The 18,066-nt window shown below is 60.8% G+C and carries 15 protein-coding genes; 5 read left to right on the plus strand and 10 right to left on the minus strand.

The genetic code is table 11. The features are described 5' to 3' along the window. Positions 1-200: 200 nt before the first annotated feature. From hda to AABM54_RS18695, 3 genes are all read right to left on the minus strand, one after another. Positions 201-905: a DnaA regulatory inactivator Hda gene (gene hda, locus AABM54_RS18685; protein ID WP_008033543.1), complete on the minus strand. Its 705-nt coding sequence runs from the start codon at positions 903-905 to the stop codon at positions 201-203. Positions 906-1,134: 229 nt separating this feature from the next. Continuing rightward, complete coding sequence (locus AABM54_RS18690) at positions 1,135-2,208, minus strand: AI-2E family transporter (RefSeq protein WP_347901484.1); 1,074 nt, start codon at positions 2,206-2,208, stop codon at positions 1,135-1,137. 37 nt (positions 2,209-2,245) lie between these two features. Beyond that, complete coding sequence (locus tag AABM54_RS18695) at positions 2,246-3,298, minus strand: DUF2066 domain-containing protein (RefSeq protein ID WP_347901485.1); 1,053 nt, start codon at positions 3,296-3,298, stop codon at positions 2,246-2,248. 385 nt (positions 3,299-3,683) lie between these two features. On the opposite strand from AABM54_RS18695, the gene purM reads away from it, so the two are divergent. The 4 genes from purM to AABM54_RS18715 all read left to right on the plus strand — a co-directional run bounded on the left by purM (position 3,684) and on the right by AABM54_RS18715 (position 6,613). Then, entirely contained in the window at positions 3,684-4,742 is a 1,059-nt protein-coding gene (gene purM, locus AABM54_RS18700) for a phosphoribosylformylglycinamidine cyclo-ligase (protein ID WP_347901486.1), read from the plus strand. Positions 4,743-4,765: 23 nt separating this feature from the next. Continuing rightward, a complete protein-coding gene (gene purN / locus AABM54_RS18705; RefSeq protein WP_347901487.1) occupies positions 4,766-5,416 on the plus strand; it encodes a phosphoribosylglycinamide formyltransferase in 651 nt (216 codons plus the stop codon). 8 nt (positions 5,417-5,424) lie between these two features. Further along, positions 5,425-6,138 carry a DUF3108 domain-containing protein gene (locus tag AABM54_RS18710; RefSeq protein ID WP_347901488.1) on the plus strand — a complete coding sequence of 238 codons (714 nt, stop codon included), beginning with the start codon at positions 5,425-5,427 and terminating at the stop codon, positions 6,136-6,138. A gap of 295 nt (positions 6,139-6,433) precedes the next feature. After that, positions 6,434-6,613 carry a hypothetical protein gene (locus AABM54_RS18715; RefSeq protein WP_347901489.1) on the plus strand — a complete coding sequence of 60 codons (180 nt, stop codon included), beginning with the start codon at positions 6,434-6,436 and terminating at the stop codon, positions 6,611-6,613. A 77-nt stretch (positions 6,614-6,690) separates the two neighbouring features. On the opposite strand, the gene AABM54_RS18720 is transcribed toward AABM54_RS18715, so the two are convergent. The 7 genes from AABM54_RS18720 to AABM54_RS18750 all read right to left on the minus strand — a co-directional run bounded on the left by AABM54_RS18720 (position 6,691) and on the right by AABM54_RS18750 (position 15,067). Continuing rightward, entirely contained in the window at positions 6,691-7,233 is a 543-nt protein-coding gene (locus tag AABM54_RS18720) for a DUF2058 domain-containing protein (RefSeq protein WP_347901490.1), read from the minus strand. A gap of 25 nt (positions 7,234-7,258) precedes the next feature. Continuing rightward, entirely contained in the window at positions 7,259-8,092 is an 834-nt protein-coding gene (gene mazG, locus AABM54_RS18725) for a nucleoside triphosphate pyrophosphohydrolase (RefSeq protein WP_347901491.1), read from the minus strand. Between the two features lie 137 nt (positions 8,093-8,229). Then, positions 8,230-10,473 (minus strand): GTP diphosphokinase, encoded by a 2,244-nt coding sequence (gene relA, locus AABM54_RS18730; RefSeq protein ID WP_347901492.1) that lies wholly within the window; start codon positions 10,471-10,473, stop codon positions 8,230-8,232. Positions 10,474-10,598: 125 nt separating this feature from the next. Continuing rightward, positions 10,599-11,951, minus strand: a complete 1,353-nt coding sequence (gene rlmD, locus AABM54_RS18735) for a 23S rRNA (uracil(1939)-C(5))-methyltransferase RlmD (RefSeq protein ID WP_347901493.1) — start codon at positions 11,949-11,951, stop codon at positions 10,599-10,601. Continuing rightward, positions 11,951-12,853 carry a cysteine synthase CysM gene (cysM, locus tag AABM54_RS18740; protein ID WP_347901494.1) on the minus strand — a complete coding sequence of 301 codons (903 nt, stop codon included), beginning with the start codon at positions 12,851-12,853 and terminating at the stop codon, positions 11,951-11,953. Before cysM ends, rlmD begins: the two co-directional genes overlap by 1 nt. Positions 12,854-12,999: 146 nt before the next feature. Then, the gene (locus tag AABM54_RS18745; RefSeq protein WP_347901495.1) at positions 13,000-14,358 is read right to left on the minus strand and encodes a histidine kinase sensor domain-containing protein; all 1,359 of its coding nucleotides are present in this window, start codon (positions 14,356-14,358) and stop codon (positions 13,000-13,002) included. Beyond that, positions 14,345-15,067, minus strand: coding sequence for a response regulator transcription factor (locus AABM54_RS18750; protein ID WP_347901496.1), 723 nt, complete (start codon positions 15,065-15,067; stop codon positions 14,345-14,347). Before AABM54_RS18750 ends, AABM54_RS18745 begins: the two co-directional genes overlap by 14 nt. Before the next feature lie 218 nt (positions 15,068-15,285). On the opposite strand from AABM54_RS18750, the gene AABM54_RS18755 reads away from it, so the two are divergent. Beyond that, positions 15,286-18,039, plus strand: a complete 2,754-nt coding sequence (locus AABM54_RS18755; RefSeq protein WP_347901497.1) for a response regulator — start codon at positions 15,286-15,288, stop codon at positions 18,037-18,039. Positions 18,040-18,066 lie beyond the last annotated feature (27 nt).

Genomic DNA, 18,066 nt, shown 5'->3' on the forward strand with positions numbered 1-18,066 from the left:
CTGAAGTTGTAAAGAAGCCGAGACTATGCCCGCTATCAACTTCATTTGCAAATTCAATCGATCTTAATGTGACTTATCGGTTTCTCGTTTACATCTAAGCGCTTAAGCCCGAATTGATTACGCACGCGCCGTGGAAACCTATTCCCGATGCGTGTTTTCTGGCGCCTTTAATATGCCGAAACACGCTAGAGGCCACGGTTTTACCAGCCCAGGGTTTCTTTGAGAAAAGGAATGGTCAGCTTGCGCTGAGCCTGAAGCGAGGCCTGGTCGAGACGCTCAAGCAGCTCGAATAACGCACTCATGCTGCGCGTGCCACGGGTCAAAATAAAATGCCCGACTTCGTCGGTCAGGTGCAGTCCACGACGCGATGCACGCAATTGCAAGGCTCGCAATTTGTCTTCGTCGGACAAGGGACGCATCTGGAAAATCAGCGCCAGGGTCAGGCGCGATTTGAGGTCCGCCAGCTTCACCGGCAACTCTCGTGGCGAGGTCGACGCGGCAATCAACAGACGTCGGCCGCTGTCACGCAACCGGTTGAACAGATGAAACAACGCCTCTTCCCAATCCGCTCGCCCGGCCACTGCCTGCAAGTCATCGAGGCAGACGAGTTCGTATTGTTCTAGGTTGTCAAGGATTTCGATGCCGCGATCCAGCAACTCGGCCAGCGGCAGGTAGACCGCCGGCTCACCCAACTGCTCGAAACGCAAACAGGCCGCCTGCAACAAGTGCGTACGCCCTACGCCGTCCTTGCCCCAGAGGTAAATCAGGCTTTCGGTCCAGCCGGCGTCGGCTTCGCATAGACGCTCGACATAGCCGAGTGCAGCGGCATTGGCGCCTGGGTAGTAGTTGATAAAGGTAGCGTCGTCACGCAGACGCACACCTAGGGGCAGCTGAATCGGTTTCATGCTGACTGAACAGTTCCAAACGAACCGTTAGTGGCCTCTGTGTAAAGTTTGCAAAGTTTATACCCGTGAAGCTGGCCGCACAATGCAACAGACCACAAGCAAAATCAAAGGTTTGCGTTAACTTATTGGATTCACGGAGGATTTTTTGACAGCGTATGTGACAGCCGAACCGCCCGCAGGGCACGCCCGACATTGCGCCGGGCGGCCTGGAAGGGTCAATCGGACACCGTCATAAATCAGGGTCTTCAACGCCGCTATAGATTTCAGAATCTTTATACAAATCATGCACATGACGCACCAGCACCATGATGACGGCCGCCACCGGCAACGCCAGCAGGATCCCGGTGAAACCAAACAGCTCGCCACCCGCCAGAATCGCGAAGATCACCGCCACCGGGTGCAGGCCGATTCGGTCACCCACCAGCAACGGCGTGAGCACCATGCCCTCGAGCGCCTGCCCCACCATGAACACCGCGACAATCCCAATCATCGGGTACAGATCACCGCCGAACTGGAACAGCCCGGCAATCAGCGCCGCACCGATACCGATCACAAAGCCCATGTACGGCACAATCGCCGCCAGACCGGCAATCAAGCCAATCAACAGGCCCAACTCCAACCCGACCAGCATCAAACCAGCGGCGTAAATCACGCCCAGCGCCAGCATCACCAGCAACTGCCCACGCACGAAAGCCCCGAGTACTTCATGGCATTCGCCCGCCAGCGACACCACCCGCGCCTCGCGATCACGCGGCAGCAGACTGCGGATCTTCGCCATCATCAGGTCCCAGTCGCGCAGCAAGTAAAAACTCACTACCGGAATCAGCACCAGGTTGGCCAGCCACCCGATCAACGCCAGGCTCGAAGCCGTCGCCTGGCTCAGCACCACACCGACGATATCGGTGGTCTGGCCCATATGCTCACTGATCGCAGCCTTGACCTTGTCGAACTTCCAGAAACCGTCCGCCAACCCCATTTTCGCCTGAACCCAAGGCATCGCGGTGTGCTGCAACCAGTCGAGCATCTGCGGCGCCAGCTCATATAAGCGGAACAACTGCTTGGCGAGCATCGGCACCAACACCAACAGCAGCGTCATGACGATCAGGGTGAACAAGGCAAACACCGCCACTACGCCCCACGTGCGTGACAGGCCAAGCCTCTCCAGTCGATCCACCAGCGGGTCGAACAGATAGGCCAACAACAGCGCCACCAGAAATGGCGTGAGGATAGGATGTAACAAGTACACAAACGCGCACAGCAGGAACACCCCACCAAGCCAGACCCAACGCCGCGTATCGGCCATGAACCACTCCATTGCTTCTATATAAAGAAAGAAACGCTTACCAACGGAAACGCAGTTGCGCAGCCGGTGTCGGCGCTACAGCAGGCGCCGAACCCGCGACCGCCGGCTGAACCGCCGCAACTGGCGCCAGCGCCTCACCCGCTGGTATCGGCTGCAACTTTGCCAACTGCAGTTGTGCCCGCAATTGCTCGGCACTGCCGTTGACCCGATAGAGAATCCGATCGCCGTCCACACTTTGCAGGTGCGCACCAAACGGCTCAAGCAGGTGTCCCAAAGCCGCGTAGCGCTCCAGATTCATGCCCTGCACTTCAAGCAACTGCTCGGTGGAGACACCCGGCTTGGCAACAAACCGTGGCGCCAATCGCTCGCTGACCGCCAGCAACACCGCATCGGCGACAGCCGCCGTGTCGGCGCCCTGTACGCTGCCCTGCTCACGCTGATCACCCAGCCACAAGCGCCACTTGGCCTGCCATTGGCCACCCTCTTCGCGGGCATGCACCGCCAGCAAGGCGTCGGCACCATAACGCTCCGACGCATTTCGCAACGGTGCCGGGTCTGTCCCTTCCAGATTGGGCGCAGTCGCGACGATCTGCTCATCCAGGTCACCCAGCGGCAGGCGCAACGGCAAACCGCGATGCTGCGCCGCACGGCGCAGCGGTGCAGCGCTGGCCTGGCCGTCGCCGACCAGGCTTGAGCCTTCAGTCGAATCGTTCAGCCACCATCCAAGAATCGACGGCCGATTGGCGCCCCACAATGCCAGCCCGGCCTGGCGTAATGCGCGGTCGGTACTGACCGGATCGAAATCGACCTGCAAGCTTTCCGGCGGCCCGGCGTCATAACCGTACTGGCTGATGATCTGCTGCGGGTCCTTGCGAATCGCGGCCAGCGCCGGGCTCTGGGCAGCCTTGGCATCGCCGGTCAGGCGCAGCACCAGGGTTTCCAGCGCTTTCTGCGTGGCCTGATCGCGCTCCTGTGGTGTCTGGCCACTGACCGGCTCGCGCACTTGATAAAGGCCATTGAGCGTTTCGGCATGACTCGCCAGGCTGACCAGCGACAAACAGCCTACAAAAAGAAATTTACGCAAACCCATGGAAGATTCCCGACAAAAAAACGGTTGGAGCAGTGCGCATGAACACATCAGAGCAAGGCTGTGACCACAGACCCTCGCAAATCATTCACACGACCGATGGAAGTTTTCGTACTGTCATAACGATAGCCGCTTAACGGCTATACCTTATACAGCCATGAGCGGTGCGGCCCAACACGGCCAATATCGGTTTTTTTAACGCGATATGTCCCTGCCCGTCGGCCCGAGGATGGCCGCTGCCCCTCAAGCCTGATAAAATCGCGCGCCTTCGCAGACCGGCAACGGCTGGGCACTCTGAAATTTTCACGCGGCACACCCGCAGCGATTTTTTTCAGCGCTCTCACCGGGCTCGGTCGTTACCCCTGAATCCCCCCTAAAGGCCTGGATCATGAGCAAGCAACCCTCCCTGAGCTACAAGGACGCCGGTGTAGACATCGACGCCGGTGAAGCATTGGTCGAACGCATCAAGAGCGTCGCCAAGCGCACTGCGCGCCCGGAAGTCATGGGCGGCCTGGGCGGTTTCGGCGCCCTCTGCGAAATCCCGGCCGGCTACAAACAGCCCGTGCTGGTTTCCGGCACCGACGGCGTGGGCACCAAGCTGCGCCTGGCACTGAACCTGAACAAGCACGACAGCATCGGTATCGACCTGGTTGCCATGTGCGTCAACGACCTGGTCGTCTGCGGCGCTGAACCGCTGTTCTTCCTCGACTACTACGCCACCGGCAAACTGAACGTCGAAACCGCGACCCAGGTCGTGACCGGCATCGGCGCTGGCTGCGAGCTGTCCGGATGCTCGCTGGTAGGCGGCGAAACCGCTGAAATGCCTGGCATGTACGAAGGCGAAGACTATGACCTGGCAGGCTTCTGCGTCGGCGTAGTCGAGAAATCCGAAATCATCGACGGTTCGAAAGTCGCTGCTGGCGATGCGCTGCTCGCCCTGCCGTCTTCCGGCCCGCACTCCAACGGCTACTCGCTGATCCGCAAGATCATCGAAGTGTCCGGTGCCGACATCGAAAACATCCAGCTCGACGGCAAACCGCTGACCGACCTGCTGATGGCCCCGACCCGCATCTACGTGAAGCCGCTGCTCAAGCTGATCAAAGACACCGGCGCCGTCAAGGCCATGGCCCACATCACCGGTGGCGGCCTGCTCGACAACATCCCGCGCGTACTGCCAAAAGGCGCTCAGGCCGTGGTTGACGTGGCGAGCTGGACCCGCCCGGCAGTCTTCGACTGGCTGCAAGAGAAAGGCAACGTCAACGAAACCGAAATGCACCGCGTGCTGAACTGCGGCGTCGGCATGGTGATCTGCGTCGCTCAAGAGCACGTTGAAACCGCGCTGAACGTACTGCGCGAAGCCGGCGAGCAGCCTTGGGTGATCGGCCAGATCTCCAGCGCTGCCGAAGGTGCGGCTCAGGTTGAACTGAAGAATCTCAAGGCACACTGATGTACGAGCGGATGCAATCGCAGATGTCCGCCACCTGTGATGTTGTGGTGCTGTTGTCCGGCACCGGCAGTAACTTGCAGGCCTTGATCGACAGCGTGCGAGCCGGCGACAGCCCGGTTCGCATCCGCGCGGTGATTTCCAACCGCGCCGACGCCTACGGCCTGCAACGTGCCAGGGACGCGGGTATCGACACCCGCACCCTTGATCACAAAGCGTTCGAAGGTCGCGAGGCCTTCGATGCCGCCCTGGTCGAACTGATCGACGCCTTCCAGCCCAAACTCGTGGTACTCGCCGGGTTCATGCGCATTCTCAGCGCTGATTTCGTGCGTCACTACCAGGGTCGCCTGCTCAATATCCATCCTTCGCTGCTGCCCAAATACAAAGGGTTACACACTCATCAGCGAGCGTTGGAGGCCGGCGACACCGAGCATGGCTGCAGCGTGCACTTCGTCACCGAGGAACTCGATGGCGGACCACTGGTCGTACAGGCAGTAATACCGGTAGAGTTGCACGACACGCCGCAGAGTCTGGCGCAGCGAGTCCATGTCCAGGAACACCTGATTTATCCGTTGGCCGTACGCTGGTTTGCCGAAGGTCGACTGTCGCTTGGCGAACAAGGTGCTTTACTGGATGGTCAGTTACTCGCGGCCAGCGGCCACTTGATTCGTACCTAGGAGATTTTATGCGTCGCGCCCTGCTCTTCGCCTGTGCTCTGCTCGCCCTGCCTTTTGCGCAGGCCGCAGACCTTCAACCGTTCTCCGCCAGTTACACCGCAGACTGGAAGCAACTTCCCATGAGCGGCACGGCTGAGCGCAGCCTGACCAAGAACGCCAACGGCGTCTGGAAGCTCAGCTTCAAGGCATCGATGATGATCGCCAGCCTGACCGAAGAAAGCACCCTGACACTGGACAAGGACACCCTGCTGCCGCAGTCCTATCACTTCGAGCGCGGTGGCCTGGGCAAAGCCAAGAAAGCCGACCTGGATTTCGACTGGACCACCAAAATGGTCACCGGCACTGACCGTGGCGATGCGGTAAAAATCCCGCTGAACCGTGGCATGGTCGACAAATCCACCTATCAACTGGCCTTGCAGCATGATGTTGCGGCCGGCAAAAAAAGCATGAGCTATCAGGTTGTCGATGATGGCGAAGTCGATACCTATGACTTCCGTGTGCTGGGTTCTGAAAAAGTCGACACCAAGGCCGGCCAGATCGACGCCATCAAGGTCGAGCGCGTGCGTGACCCGACACAAAGCAAGCGCACCACCGTACTCTGGTTCGCCAAGGACTGGGATTACCTGCTGGTACGTCTGCAACAGGTTGAAACCGACGGCAAGGAGTACAACATCATGCTCCTGGACGGTACGGTCAACGGCAAGACGGTCAAAGGCAGCTAAGCCGAAACGCAACGAAAAGCCTCGCAAATGCGGGGCTTTTTTTCGCCTGCAGGATCACGCCCTGGCGCCTGAACCTGGATCGCCCTCACCAAAAACTCTTGGGCGAACATGAAATATTCGTAATGAAACTCAACGACCCGCGACCGAATGTCGCGCATCTCGCGGGCTGCGGCTCTTTTGCGAAATCGGTAAAGGTTCGTTACCAAGCACAGTCATTTACTTAGCCTGCTAACAAAATATATAACAAAGACCTGCACACGCCTTGCTGCAGATCACCCGAAAGTGGAGCTGGCCGATGACTGTAAAAGTGACTGAACGCGATGATTCACACATGTCCCACGAAGGCGTCGCCGCCGGCGTACGGATTTGGGATGTGTACCAACAAGACCTGCTGGTAGGGATGTTCCATTCCCAGAGCGATGCCCACCGCTACAAAGCCGAACTCGAGACCCTGGAACAGCAACGCGACGCCTGACCCCGGCAATGACAGACTTGGAAAACGACAACCCCCGCCATTGAGCGGGGTCTGTCGTTGTAGCGGACGCTAAACGCTTACCACATCAGATCATCAGGGATCTGATAGGCCGCGTACGGATCATCTTCGGCATCGACCTCTTCGGTCTGAACATTCAGTTGCACGATGCGCTGGGGATCGCGCTCCTGAATCTTCAGCGCTGCCTCGCGCGGAATCACTTCATAGCCGCCGGCATGATGCACGATGGCCAGCGAGCCGCTGCTGAGCTTGTTGCGCATCAGCGTGTTGACCGACAGGCGCTTGACCTTTTTGTCGTCAACAAAGTTGTAGTAATCCTCGGTGGTCAGCTTCGGCAGACGCGAGACTTCGATCAATTGCTTGATCTGCGCGGCACGGGCCTTTTGCTCGGCCTTCTCCTGCTGCTGACGATTGAGTTCCTGGTCACGCTTGACCTTCTCGGCCATGGCCTCCTGGGCTGCACGCTGCTGGGAGTCATCGAGTTCGATCTGGCCTTTGTGGACCAGACGTTGCTGCTTCTGTTTTTCTTTGCCGACCTGTTTGGCCTGCTTTTGGTTGACCAGCCCTGCTTTGAGCAACTGGTCGCGAAGGGAAAGGCTCATGGTGCTTACTCACTTAGGCAACAGCTCAGCCGCAGCTGGGCAAATTCTTTTCCTGACGTTTGGCTTCGCCCCACAAGGCGTCCAACTCTTCGAGGGTGCAATCTTCTATGGGACGGTGGGTGTCGCGCAATGCCTGTTCGATAAATCGGAAACGTCTTTCAAACTTGCCATTGGCACCACGCAATGCGGTTTCCGGGTCAACCTTGAGGTGACGCGCCAGGTTGACGACGGAAAACAGCAGGTCGCCGACTTCATCGGCAATCGCCGCCGAATCGTTGTCGGCCATGGCTTCGAGCACTTCATCGAGCTCTTCGCGGACCTTGTCGAGTACCGGCAATGCATCCGGCCAGTCGAAACCGACCTGTCCGGCACGCTTTTGCAGTTTGGCAGAACGAGACAGCGCGGGCAGCGCCATCGGCACATCGTCGAGCAACGACAGCTGCTCGGGCGCTTGCGATTTCTCTGCGCGCTCCTCGGCCTTGATCTCTTCCCAGCGCTGCTTGACCTGCTCCTCAGTGAGGCGCGGGACATCCAGCGGCGCGTACAGATCACCGGTCGGGAACACATGGGGATGACGACGAATCAGCTTGCGGGTGATGCTGTCGACCACCCCAATGAATTCGAAACGCCCCTCCTCCCGCGCCAGTTGGCTGTAATACACCACCTGGAACAGCAGGTCGCCCAATTCGCCCTGCAAGTGATCGAAGTCGCCGCGCTCGATGGCATCCGCGACTTCATACGCCTCTTCCAGGGTATGCGGAACGATGGTCGCGTAGGTTTGCTTGATGTCCCACGGGCAGCCGAACTGCGGGTCCCGCAGGCGGTTCATCAGGTGCAGCAAGTCTTCAAGTGAATACATCAATCAATCTCTTCACAAACCCCATGTGGGAGCGAGCTTGCTCGCGATAGGGCCGGCACATCCAGCATAACTGTTGACTGGACAACCGCCATCGCGAGCAAGCTCGCTCCCACATAAAGCAGCTCCCGCACCAATCATCACGGGGTTCGGTTACGCCGGGTTTCAATGATGTTCGGCAACTGGGAAATACGCCCCAGCAATCGACCCAATGCGTCCAGCCCCGGAATCTCGATGGTCAGGGACATCAGCGCCGTGTTGTCCTCCTTGTTCGAGCGGGTGTTGACCGCCAGCACGTTGATGCGCTCGTTGAGCAACACCTGCGACACGTCACGCAGCAAACCGGAACGGTCGTAGGCCCGAATGACGATGTCCACCGGGTAGGTGAGCACCGGCACCGGTCCCCAACTGACCTGGATGATCCGCTCCGGCTCGCGCCCGGCCAGTTGCAGCACCGAGGCGCAGTCCTGACGGTGAATGCTCACACCTCGCCCCTGGGTGATGTAGCCGACAATCGCATCCCCCGGCAACGGCTGGCAGCAGCCGGCCATCTGGGTCATCAGGTTGCCAACGCCCTGGATCTGGATATCGCCACGCTTGCCCGGCTTATAGCCCGTGGCTTTGCGCGGGATCAGCTCCAGCTGCTCGTTGCCGCGCTCAGGCTCGACCAGTTGTTGCGCCAGGTTGACCAGTTGCGCCAGGCGCAAGTCGCCGGCCCCGAGGGCTGCGAACATGTCCTCGGCGGTTTTCATGTTGGCCTTGTCGGCCAGCTTGTCGAAATCCACCTGCGGCAGACCGAGGCGATTGAGTTCGCGCTCAAGCAGGGTTTTACCGGCCGCGACGTTCTGGTCACGGGCCTGCAATTTGAACCAGTGAACGATCTTCGCCCGCGCCCGCGACGTGGTGATGTAGCCCAGGTTCGGGTTCAGCCAGTCGCGGCTCGGGGTGCCGTGCTTGCTGGTGATGATCTCGACCTGCTCACCGGTTTGCAGGCTGTAGTTGAGCGGGACGATCCGCCCGTTGATCTTCGCGCCACGGCAGTTATGACCGATTTCGGTGTGCACGCGGTAAGCGAAGTCCAGCGGCGTCGCGCCCTTGGGCAAGTCGATGGCGTGACCGTCAGGGGTGAAGATGTAGACCCGATCCGGCTCGATATCGACGCGCAGCTGTTCGGCCAGGCCACCGATGTCCCCCAGCTCTTCGTGCCACTCGAGCACCTGGCGCAGCCAGGAGATTTTCTCTTCATAGTGGTTGGAGCTGGCCTTGACGTCCGTGCCCTTGTAGCGCCAATGCGCGCAGACGCCGAGTTCGGCCTCTTCGTGCATGGCGTGGGTGCGGATCTGGACCTCCAGCACCTTGCCTTCAGGGCCGATTACCGCCGTGTGCAACGAGCGGTAGCCGTTCTCTTTCGGGTTGGCGATGTAGTCGTCGAATTCTTTGGGGATGTGCCGCCACAGGGTGTGGACGATGCCCAGCGCGGTGTAGCAATCGCGCATTTCCGGCACCAGCACGCGCACCGCACGCACGTCGTAGATCTGGCTGAACTCCAGACCCTTGCGCTGCATTTTACGCCAGATCGAATAGATGTGTTTGGCCCGGCCGCTGATGTCGGCATCGACGCCGGTGGCCTGCAATTCGTTCTGCAACTGGTTCATCACGTCGCTGATGAAGCGCTCGCGATCCAGGCGCCGCTCGTGCAGCAATTTGGCGATCTGCTTGTACTGGTCCGGCTCCAGGTAACGGAAGGACAAGTCCTCCAGTTCCCATTTGATATGGCCGATACCCAGGCGATGCGCCAGCGGCGCGTAGATATCGAAGACTTCACGGGCGACGCGGTTGCGCTTTTCGTCATCGGCGGTTTTCACCGCACGAATCGCACAGGTGCGCTCGGCCAGTTTGATCAGCGCGACGCGAACGTCGTCGACCATCGCGACCAGCATCTTGCGCAGGTTTTCCACCTGGCCCTGAGTGCCCAGCACCATGGACTGACGCGGGCTCAGGCTGGCACTGATCGCCGCCATGCGCAGGACGCCGTCGATCAGCTTGGCGACCACCGTGCCGAAGCGCTGGCTGACCGCCGGCAACTGGATCTGGCCTTCGCGTACGCCACGGTATAGCACCGCGGCGACCAGCGAATCCTGATCGAGCTTGAGGTCGGCGAGGATCTCGGCGATTTCCAGGCCGGTGCGAAAACTCGAGGTCCCTTCGGACCACAGGTTCTTCGCCGCATTGGCTTGCTGTTCGGCCGCACGAGCGAACTCGCAGGCTTCCTTCAAGGCTTCGCGATCGAGTGCCGTGTCGACACTGACCGCATGATCGAGCCAAGCCTCGAGATTGATACTGCCGTCAGTGTTGATCGGCTGGTGTGCTCTCACCTGTACCATCTTGCTTTACCTTCCCTACGACGCCGATTCAATGCGTCAAATACGCTGACCTGTATTGCCGATGCACCCACGCAGGGCTGGCGCGGGTACTGCACGGGCGGGCCAGTCGGACCAGACGAGCCATCCTAGCTCGCTTCAAATAACGCCATGGCTTCGACATGTGCCGTCTGAGGAAACATATCGAGGATCCCGGCACGTTTTAACCGATAGCCCTGCTTGATCAATTCGACCGTGTCGCGCGCCAGCGTTGCCGGGTTGCACGACACATAAACCAGCCGCTTGGCACCCAGGGATGCGAGCGTGCGCACCGCCTCGAAAGCACCGTCACGGGGTGGGTCCAAGAGTACCGCAGAAAAGCCTTCACGGGCCCATTCGGCATCAGCCAAAGGTTGGGACAAATCGGCCTGAAAAAATGTAGCGTTATGTAGATTGTTGCTAAGTGCATTCGCGGCGGCGCGCTCGACCATGGCCTGTACGCCCTCCACCGCCACCACTTCGCGAACCTTCTGCGCCAGCGGCAAGGCAAAGTTGCCCAAGCCGCAGAACAGATCCAGAACGCGCTCATCGGCGGTCGGCGCCAGCCATTCCAGGGCCTGGGCAACCATCGCCTCGTTGACCCCGGCGTTGACCTGGACGAAATCCCCCGGCCGATACGCCAGGTTCAAGTCCCATTGCTCAAGGCGATACCCCAGCGATTGATCCGCAGCCACCGGTTGCGGTTCACCTTCGCCATGCAGCCACAACTGGGCTTCATGGAACGCGCAGAACTCCTTGAGGATCGTCAGGTCGGCTTCCGACAACGGCGCCATGTGCCGCAACAGCACCGCCAGGGAAGAACCGGCAAACAATTCCACATGACCCAGCGCCTGGGGTTTGCTCAAGCGTCGAAGCATGTCCGGCAAGCGGCTCATGATCGGTTGCAAGGGCTGTACCAGCACCGGGCAATCGTTGATGCCGACGATGTCCTGACTACCCGCCGCACGGAAACCCACTTCGAGTTTTTTCGCCTTGATGTCCCAGCGCACCGCCACCCGGGCGCGACGTCGATAGGCAAATTCAGGACCGCTCAACGGCGCGGCCCATTGCTCGGGCTCGACACCAGCCACCCGCGACAGCTGCTCAGCGAGCATGCGCTGTTTCAGGGCAAGCTGTTCGTTGTGGGGCAGATGTTGCACGCTGCAACCGCCGCAACGCCCGGCATGGGCGCAGGGCGCGGGACGGCGCAGATCGCTGGCGACGAACACGCGCTCGGTGCGTGCCTCAACGACTTTGCCGTGGGCCCCCAGAACCCGCGCTTCGATTTCTTCACCGGCCAAGGCACCGATGACGAACCAGGTACGACCTTCGAAAAACGCGATACCGCGACCGTCGTTAGCCAGGCGCTCGATGGTCAAGCGCTGCTTTTTGCCGGTCGGAATTTGCGGGGCCTTGCTGCCACCCGTCGGTTGGAAGCGCAGGCCTCTCTCGTGCTTGGCCATCAGTTGGGCGCGTCGAAAATGCCGGTCGACAAGTAACGGTCGCCCCGGTCACAAATGATCGCGACCATCACCGCGTTTTCGACTTCCCGGGACAAGCGCAGCATCGCTGCTACCGCACCGCCCGAGGACACGCCGCAGAAGATGCCTTCTTCACGGGCCAGTCGACGGGTCACGTCTTCGGCTTCGCTCTGGGCCATGTCGACGATCCGGTCCACCCGGTCGGCCTGATAGATCTTCGGCAGGTACTCTTGCGGCCAGCGACGGATGCCCGGAATCGCCGAGCCTTCCATCGGCTGCAAGCCAACGATCTGCACCGTGGAACTCTGTTCCTTGAGGTAGCGCGAAACACCCATGATGGTGCCCGTGGTGCCCATCGAACTGATGAAGTGCGTGATGGTACCTTCGGTCTGGCGCCAGATTTCCGGGCCGGTGGTGGTGTAGTGCGCCTCGGGGTTATCACCGTTGGCGAACTGGTCCAGCACCTTGCCGCGGCCTTCGGCTTCCATTCGCTGGGCAAGATCACGCGCGCCTTCCATGCCCTCTTCCTGGCTGACCAGAATCAGCTCGGCGCCATAGGCGGTCATCGCGGCCTTGCGTTCGGCGCTGGAGTTGTCGGGCATGATCAGGATCATCTTGTAACCCTTGATCGCTGCCGCCATGGCCAGGGCGATTCCGGTGTTGCCGGAAGTCGCCTCGATCAGGGTGTCGCCGGCATGGATCTGCCCACGCAATTCGGCGCGGGTGATCATCGACAGCGCCGGACGGTCCTTGACCGAACCCGCCGGGTTATTACCCTCGAGCTTGAGCAGCAGGGTGTTGCTGGTGGCGCCAGGCAGGCGCTGCAAACGAACCAGCGGAGTGTTGCCGACGCAATCGGCGATGGTGGGGTACTGCAAGGTCATGGCGTATTCGCAATCCAGACTGCGGGGGCGCCCATCATACCGGCAAACCTCGGCAGGCCATATCACGCAAAGTGTGGTGCTTATGTTTTATGGGAATAAGGACGATATTTGCGTTGAATGTGAGAGCTTCATCGTCCCTGACACCCTCAACCATCCGCCAACAATCGCAGGTTGAGTCGTAACCCTTGCGACGTATTTTCCGCCCACAAGCGCCCGCCCTGACGCTGCACTGCATTCCTCGCAATGCTCAAGCCCAACCCGAAACCGCCGTCGCCCGGCCGCGACCCGTCGAGCCGGGTGAATGGCGCGAAGATGCGTTCCAGGTCATGTTCGGCGACGCCTGTGCCCTGATCGTCCAGCCACAGGTGCCAATAGTTGCCGTCGCGCCGACCGTCCAGGCGCACGACACCACCGTCCGGGGAATGGCGGATGGCGTTGCGCAGGATGTTTTCCAGGGCCTGAGCCAAGGTATTCAGATTGCCGCGAACCCAGCACGACGCCTCCACCGCACACTGCAATTGTTCGGCGGACCAGCCACTTTCATAACAGGCGTTCTCCGTGAGCATTTCCCACAGCGCCTGGATCTGGATTGCCTCCCGGGGCAGCGGCGCGCGCTCGGTGTCGAGCCAGGCCAGTTGCAAGGTGTCCTCCACCAGCCGCTGCATGACATCCACTTCCCGACCGATGCGCTCACGCAATTGCAGCAGGTCCTGTTCGCTTTCACTGGCCACCCGCAGGCGACTCAACGGGGTGCGCAGTTCGTGGGACAGGTCGCGCAGCAATTGCTGCTGCAAGGCCACGGTGCCTTGCAGGCGTTCGGACATCTGATCGAAGGCACGCCCCAACTCGCCCAGCTCATCGGCACGGCTGGTCGTCAGGGTCGGCAACCGCGTGGTCAGTTGATCAGCGCGCCAGGCATTGGCCTGTTCACGCAGGCTGTTCAGCGGCACCACCAGCAATCGGTACAGGCCCACACACAGCAACAAGGTGAACAGCCCCGGAATCACCCCGTTGGTGATCACGCGCCAGAACACCCGGTAATGACCGGGCATGAACCGTTGCGGCAGCTCGATCACCAGGCTGCCCGCCGCAGGGTCTTCGGGAAACGCGATCTTCAGCCACGGCAGACGTTTCGCATGACGGCTGACGGGCCAGTCGAGGCCACGCAGGAACGTCACGTGCTGAACCTGGCGTTCGCTCAACGGCAGGTTACCGAGCGATTGCAGGTCCTGGCCGATCACCACGAGGCTGGTGCTTTCGCGGTCCGACATGTCCTGCAACCAGGCGTCGACACCCGCGCCACGACCGAGCATCCAGGCGCGTTCGGCTTCGGCGGCATAACCGCTGAGGGTGCCCCGGGCTTCATCGGACAGGAACAGGTTTTGCTGTTCCACATAACGGCCCCAGGACCAGCTCAGCCAGATCATCAGCAGGCAGAACCCCACCAGCAGGAAAGCCAGTTTCCAGAACAGAGAGTGCTTGCCGGGCAGGTCAGACCATTTCATCGACGGCACTCAGCACATACCCCTTGCCCCACACCGTACGCACTTCGCGCTCGCTGTAACCGATGGCCTTGAGCTTGCGGCGGATCTGGCTGATGTGCATGTCCAGGCTGCGGTCATGAGGTGCATAGCCGCGTTGCAGCACATGCTGGTACAGAAACGCCTTGCTCAGCACTTCATCGCTGTTGCGGGCCAGGGTTTCGAGCAAGCGGTACTCGCTGCGGGTCAACCCCGCCCAGCACTCACCGTAAAACGCATCGCACAGTTCATCGTCCAGGCGCAGGCTGTGATGGTCTTGCGCGACCAGCGCGGGCACATGCCGCCGATCAAGCGCCACGCGGCGCAGGATCGCTTCGATGCGCACCCGCAACTCGGCCATGCTGAAGGGTTTGGGCAGGTAATCATCGGCACCCAGACGGAAACCGCTGATGCGATCGGCCTCGGCACCCAGCGCCGACATCAGCAGCACTGGCGTGGAGTGGCGTTCGCGCAGATGGGTCAGGATCGACAGCCCGTCCATCCCCGGCAACAGGATGTCCATCAGCACCACCTCGAACACCTGCTGGCGGGCAATCGCCAGCCCCTCCTGACCGTTCTGGCACCAGGTGACGTGAAAATCACAGCGCGCCAGGTGATCGCGAACATAAGCGCCCAGCACGGGGTCGTCTTCAATCACCAGAATGCGGGGGTGGCCAACAGGTACGGGAGTCATTAGCTTCTGCAAGTCATTCTCAATCGCCGATTATTCAAGATTGCTCACCCACGGGCAACCCGCACCGTGGAATCCGGCACATACCTGCCATTTTGGCGGTACGGGGTCGCGCTAAATTTTACGAAGATTGCCTGCAAGCAAATCGATACACTGCGCAGGTGGCGCGTGCCGGATGCAGGCGTCGAACATTAAAAATTGCGTGGAAGCAGGAGATTTGCGTGCTAAAGAAACTGGGAATCAAAGGCCGCGTACTGTTGCTGACCCTGTTGCCCACCAGCCTGATGGCGATGGTGCTGGGTGGCTATTTCACCTGGATGCAGCAGTCCGACCTGCAAACCCAACTCCTGCAACGCGGCGAAATGATCGCCGAACACCTGGCGCCCCTGGTGGCACCCGCCATGGGTCATCAGGACAGTGACATGCTCGAGCGCATCGCCACCCAATCCCTGGAACAACCCGATGTTCGCGCCGTGTCGCTCCTGGCGCCGGACCGCTCGCTGCTGGCCCATGCCGGCCCGAGCATGCTCAACCCGACGCCAGTCGGCAACAGTTCGCACATGCTGCAACACACCGGTTTCGACGCGACCCGCTACTTGCTGCCGGTATTTGGCAAGCATCGCAACCTGGCCGGTGACCTGATCCCCGATGAAGCCGACCGGTTGCTGGGCTGGGTCGAGCTTGAGCTGACCCACAACGGCATGCTGCTGCGCGGTTATCGCACCCTGTTTGCCAGTGTGATGTTGATCGCCGCCGGTTTGATTGCCACGGCGCTGCTGGCCCTGCGCATGGGCCGCACCATCAATGACCCGGTGAGCAAAATCAAACTGGCGGTGGCGCAACTCAAGGATGGCCACCTCGAAACCCGACTGCCACCGCTGGGCAGCCAGGAACTCGACGAGGTGGCTTCGGGCATCAACCGCATGGCCAGCACCCTGCAAAACGCCCAGGAAGAATTGCAGCACAGCATCGATCAGGCGACGGAAGACGTACGCCAGAACCTGGAAACCATCGAAATCCAGAACATCGAACTGGACCTGGCGCGCAAGGAAGCCCTGGAGGCGAGCCGCATCAAGTCCGAGTTCCTCGCCAACATGAGCCATGAGATCCGCACACCGCTCAACGGCATTCTCGGCTTCACCCATTTGCTGCAAAAAAGCGAGCTGACCCCGCGCCAGCTTGATTACCTGGGCACCATCGAAAAGTCCGCTGACAGCCTGCTGGGGATTATCAACGAGATTCTCGACTTCTCGAAAATCGAAGCCGGCAAACTGGTGCTCGACAACATTCCGTTCAACCTGCGCGACCTGCTGCAAGACACTCTGACCATCCTCGCCCCGGCGGCGCACGCCAAAGAGCTCGAACTGGTCAGCCTGGTTTACCGCGACACGCCGTTGTCGCTGGTCGGCGACCCGCTGCGCCTCAAGCAGATCCTCACCAACCTGGTCAGCAACGCGATCAAGTTCACCCGCGAAGGCACCATCGTCGCCCGCGCCATGCTGGAAGAAGAGCATGAAGACAGCGTGCAATTGCGCATCAGCATTCAGGACACCGGCATCGGCTTGTCCAATCAGGACGTGCGCGCCCTGTTCCAGGCCTTCAGCCAGGCCGACAATTCGCTGTCCCGCCAACCGGGCGGCACTGGCCTGGGGCTGGTCATCTCCAAGCGCCTGATCGAACAGATGGGCGGGGAGATCGGGGTCGACAGTACGCCGGGCGAAGGTTCGGTGTTCTGGATCAGCCTGAGCCTGCCCAAGACCCGCGACGACGCCGAAGACCTGCCAGCCCCGCCACTGCTCGGGCGCCGCGTTGCCGTGCTGGAAAACCACGAACTGGCGCGTCAGGCGTTGCAGCATCAACTGGAAGATTGCGGCCTGCTGGTCACACCGTTCAACACCCTGGAAAGCCTGACCAACGGCATCACTGGCGCCCATCAGACCGACCAGGCCATCGACCTCGCGGTGCTCGGCATCACCAGCAACGACATGCCGCCCGAGCGCCTCAATCAACATATCTGGGACATCGAACACCTGGGCTGCAAGGTCCTGGTGTTGTGCCCGACCACCGAGCAGACGCTGTTTCACCTCTCGGTGCCCAACCCTCACAGCCAGTTGCAGGCCAAGCCTGCCTGTACGCGCAAACTGCGCCGGGCCCTGTCCGACATGGTCAACCCGCGCCAGTTGCGCAGCGAACCCGGCGAGCCGGTGGCCAGTCGCCCGCCCAAGGTGCTTTGCGTAGACGACAACCCGGCCAACCTGCTGCTGGTGCAAACCTTGCTCGAAGACATGGGCGCCAAGGTACTGGCGGTCGAAAGCGGTTATGCGGCGGTCAAGGCCGTGCAGAACGAAACCTTCGACCTGGTGCTGATGGACGTGCAAATGCCCGGCATGGACGGCCGCCAGAGCACCGAAGCGATCCGCCAGTGGGAAAGCGAGCGCCATTGCACGCCGTTGCCGGTGGTGGCCCTCACCGCTCACGCCATGGCCAACGAAAAACGCGCGTTGCTGCAAAGCGGCATGGACGACTACCTGACCAAGCCCATCAGCGAACGGCAACTGGCGCAGGTGGTCTTGAAATGGACCGGCCTGGCCCTGCGCAATCAAGGGCCGGAGCGCGGCAGCGACGCGTCGGGCACCGGCATTGACCTGCTGGTGCTCGACCCCGACGAAGGCCTGCGCCTGGCAGCCGGCAAGGCAGATCTGGCAGCCGATATGCTGGCCATGCTGCTCGCCTCGCTGGAAGCCGACCGCGAAGCCATTCGGGTGGCCCGCGAGGCCAATGACCACAATGCTCTGATCGAACGCGTCCATCGCCTGCATGGCGCCACCCGTTACTGCGGCGTACCGCAACTGCGCGCGGCGTGCCAACGCAGCGAAACCCTGCTCAAGCAACAGGACCCCAAAGCCGTCAGCGCCCTCGACGAACTCGAACGGGCGATCAACCGCCTGGCCAGCGAAGCGCGCATCAGCGCCTGATCCACAGCAATAGCGCCGAGGCCTGTC

It is taken from the genome of Pseudomonas purpurea, assembly GCF_039908635.1.
In the GTDB taxonomy this organism is placed as follows: Bacteria; Pseudomonadota; Gammaproteobacteria; order Pseudomonadales; family Pseudomonadaceae; genus Aquipseudomonas; species Aquipseudomonas purpurea.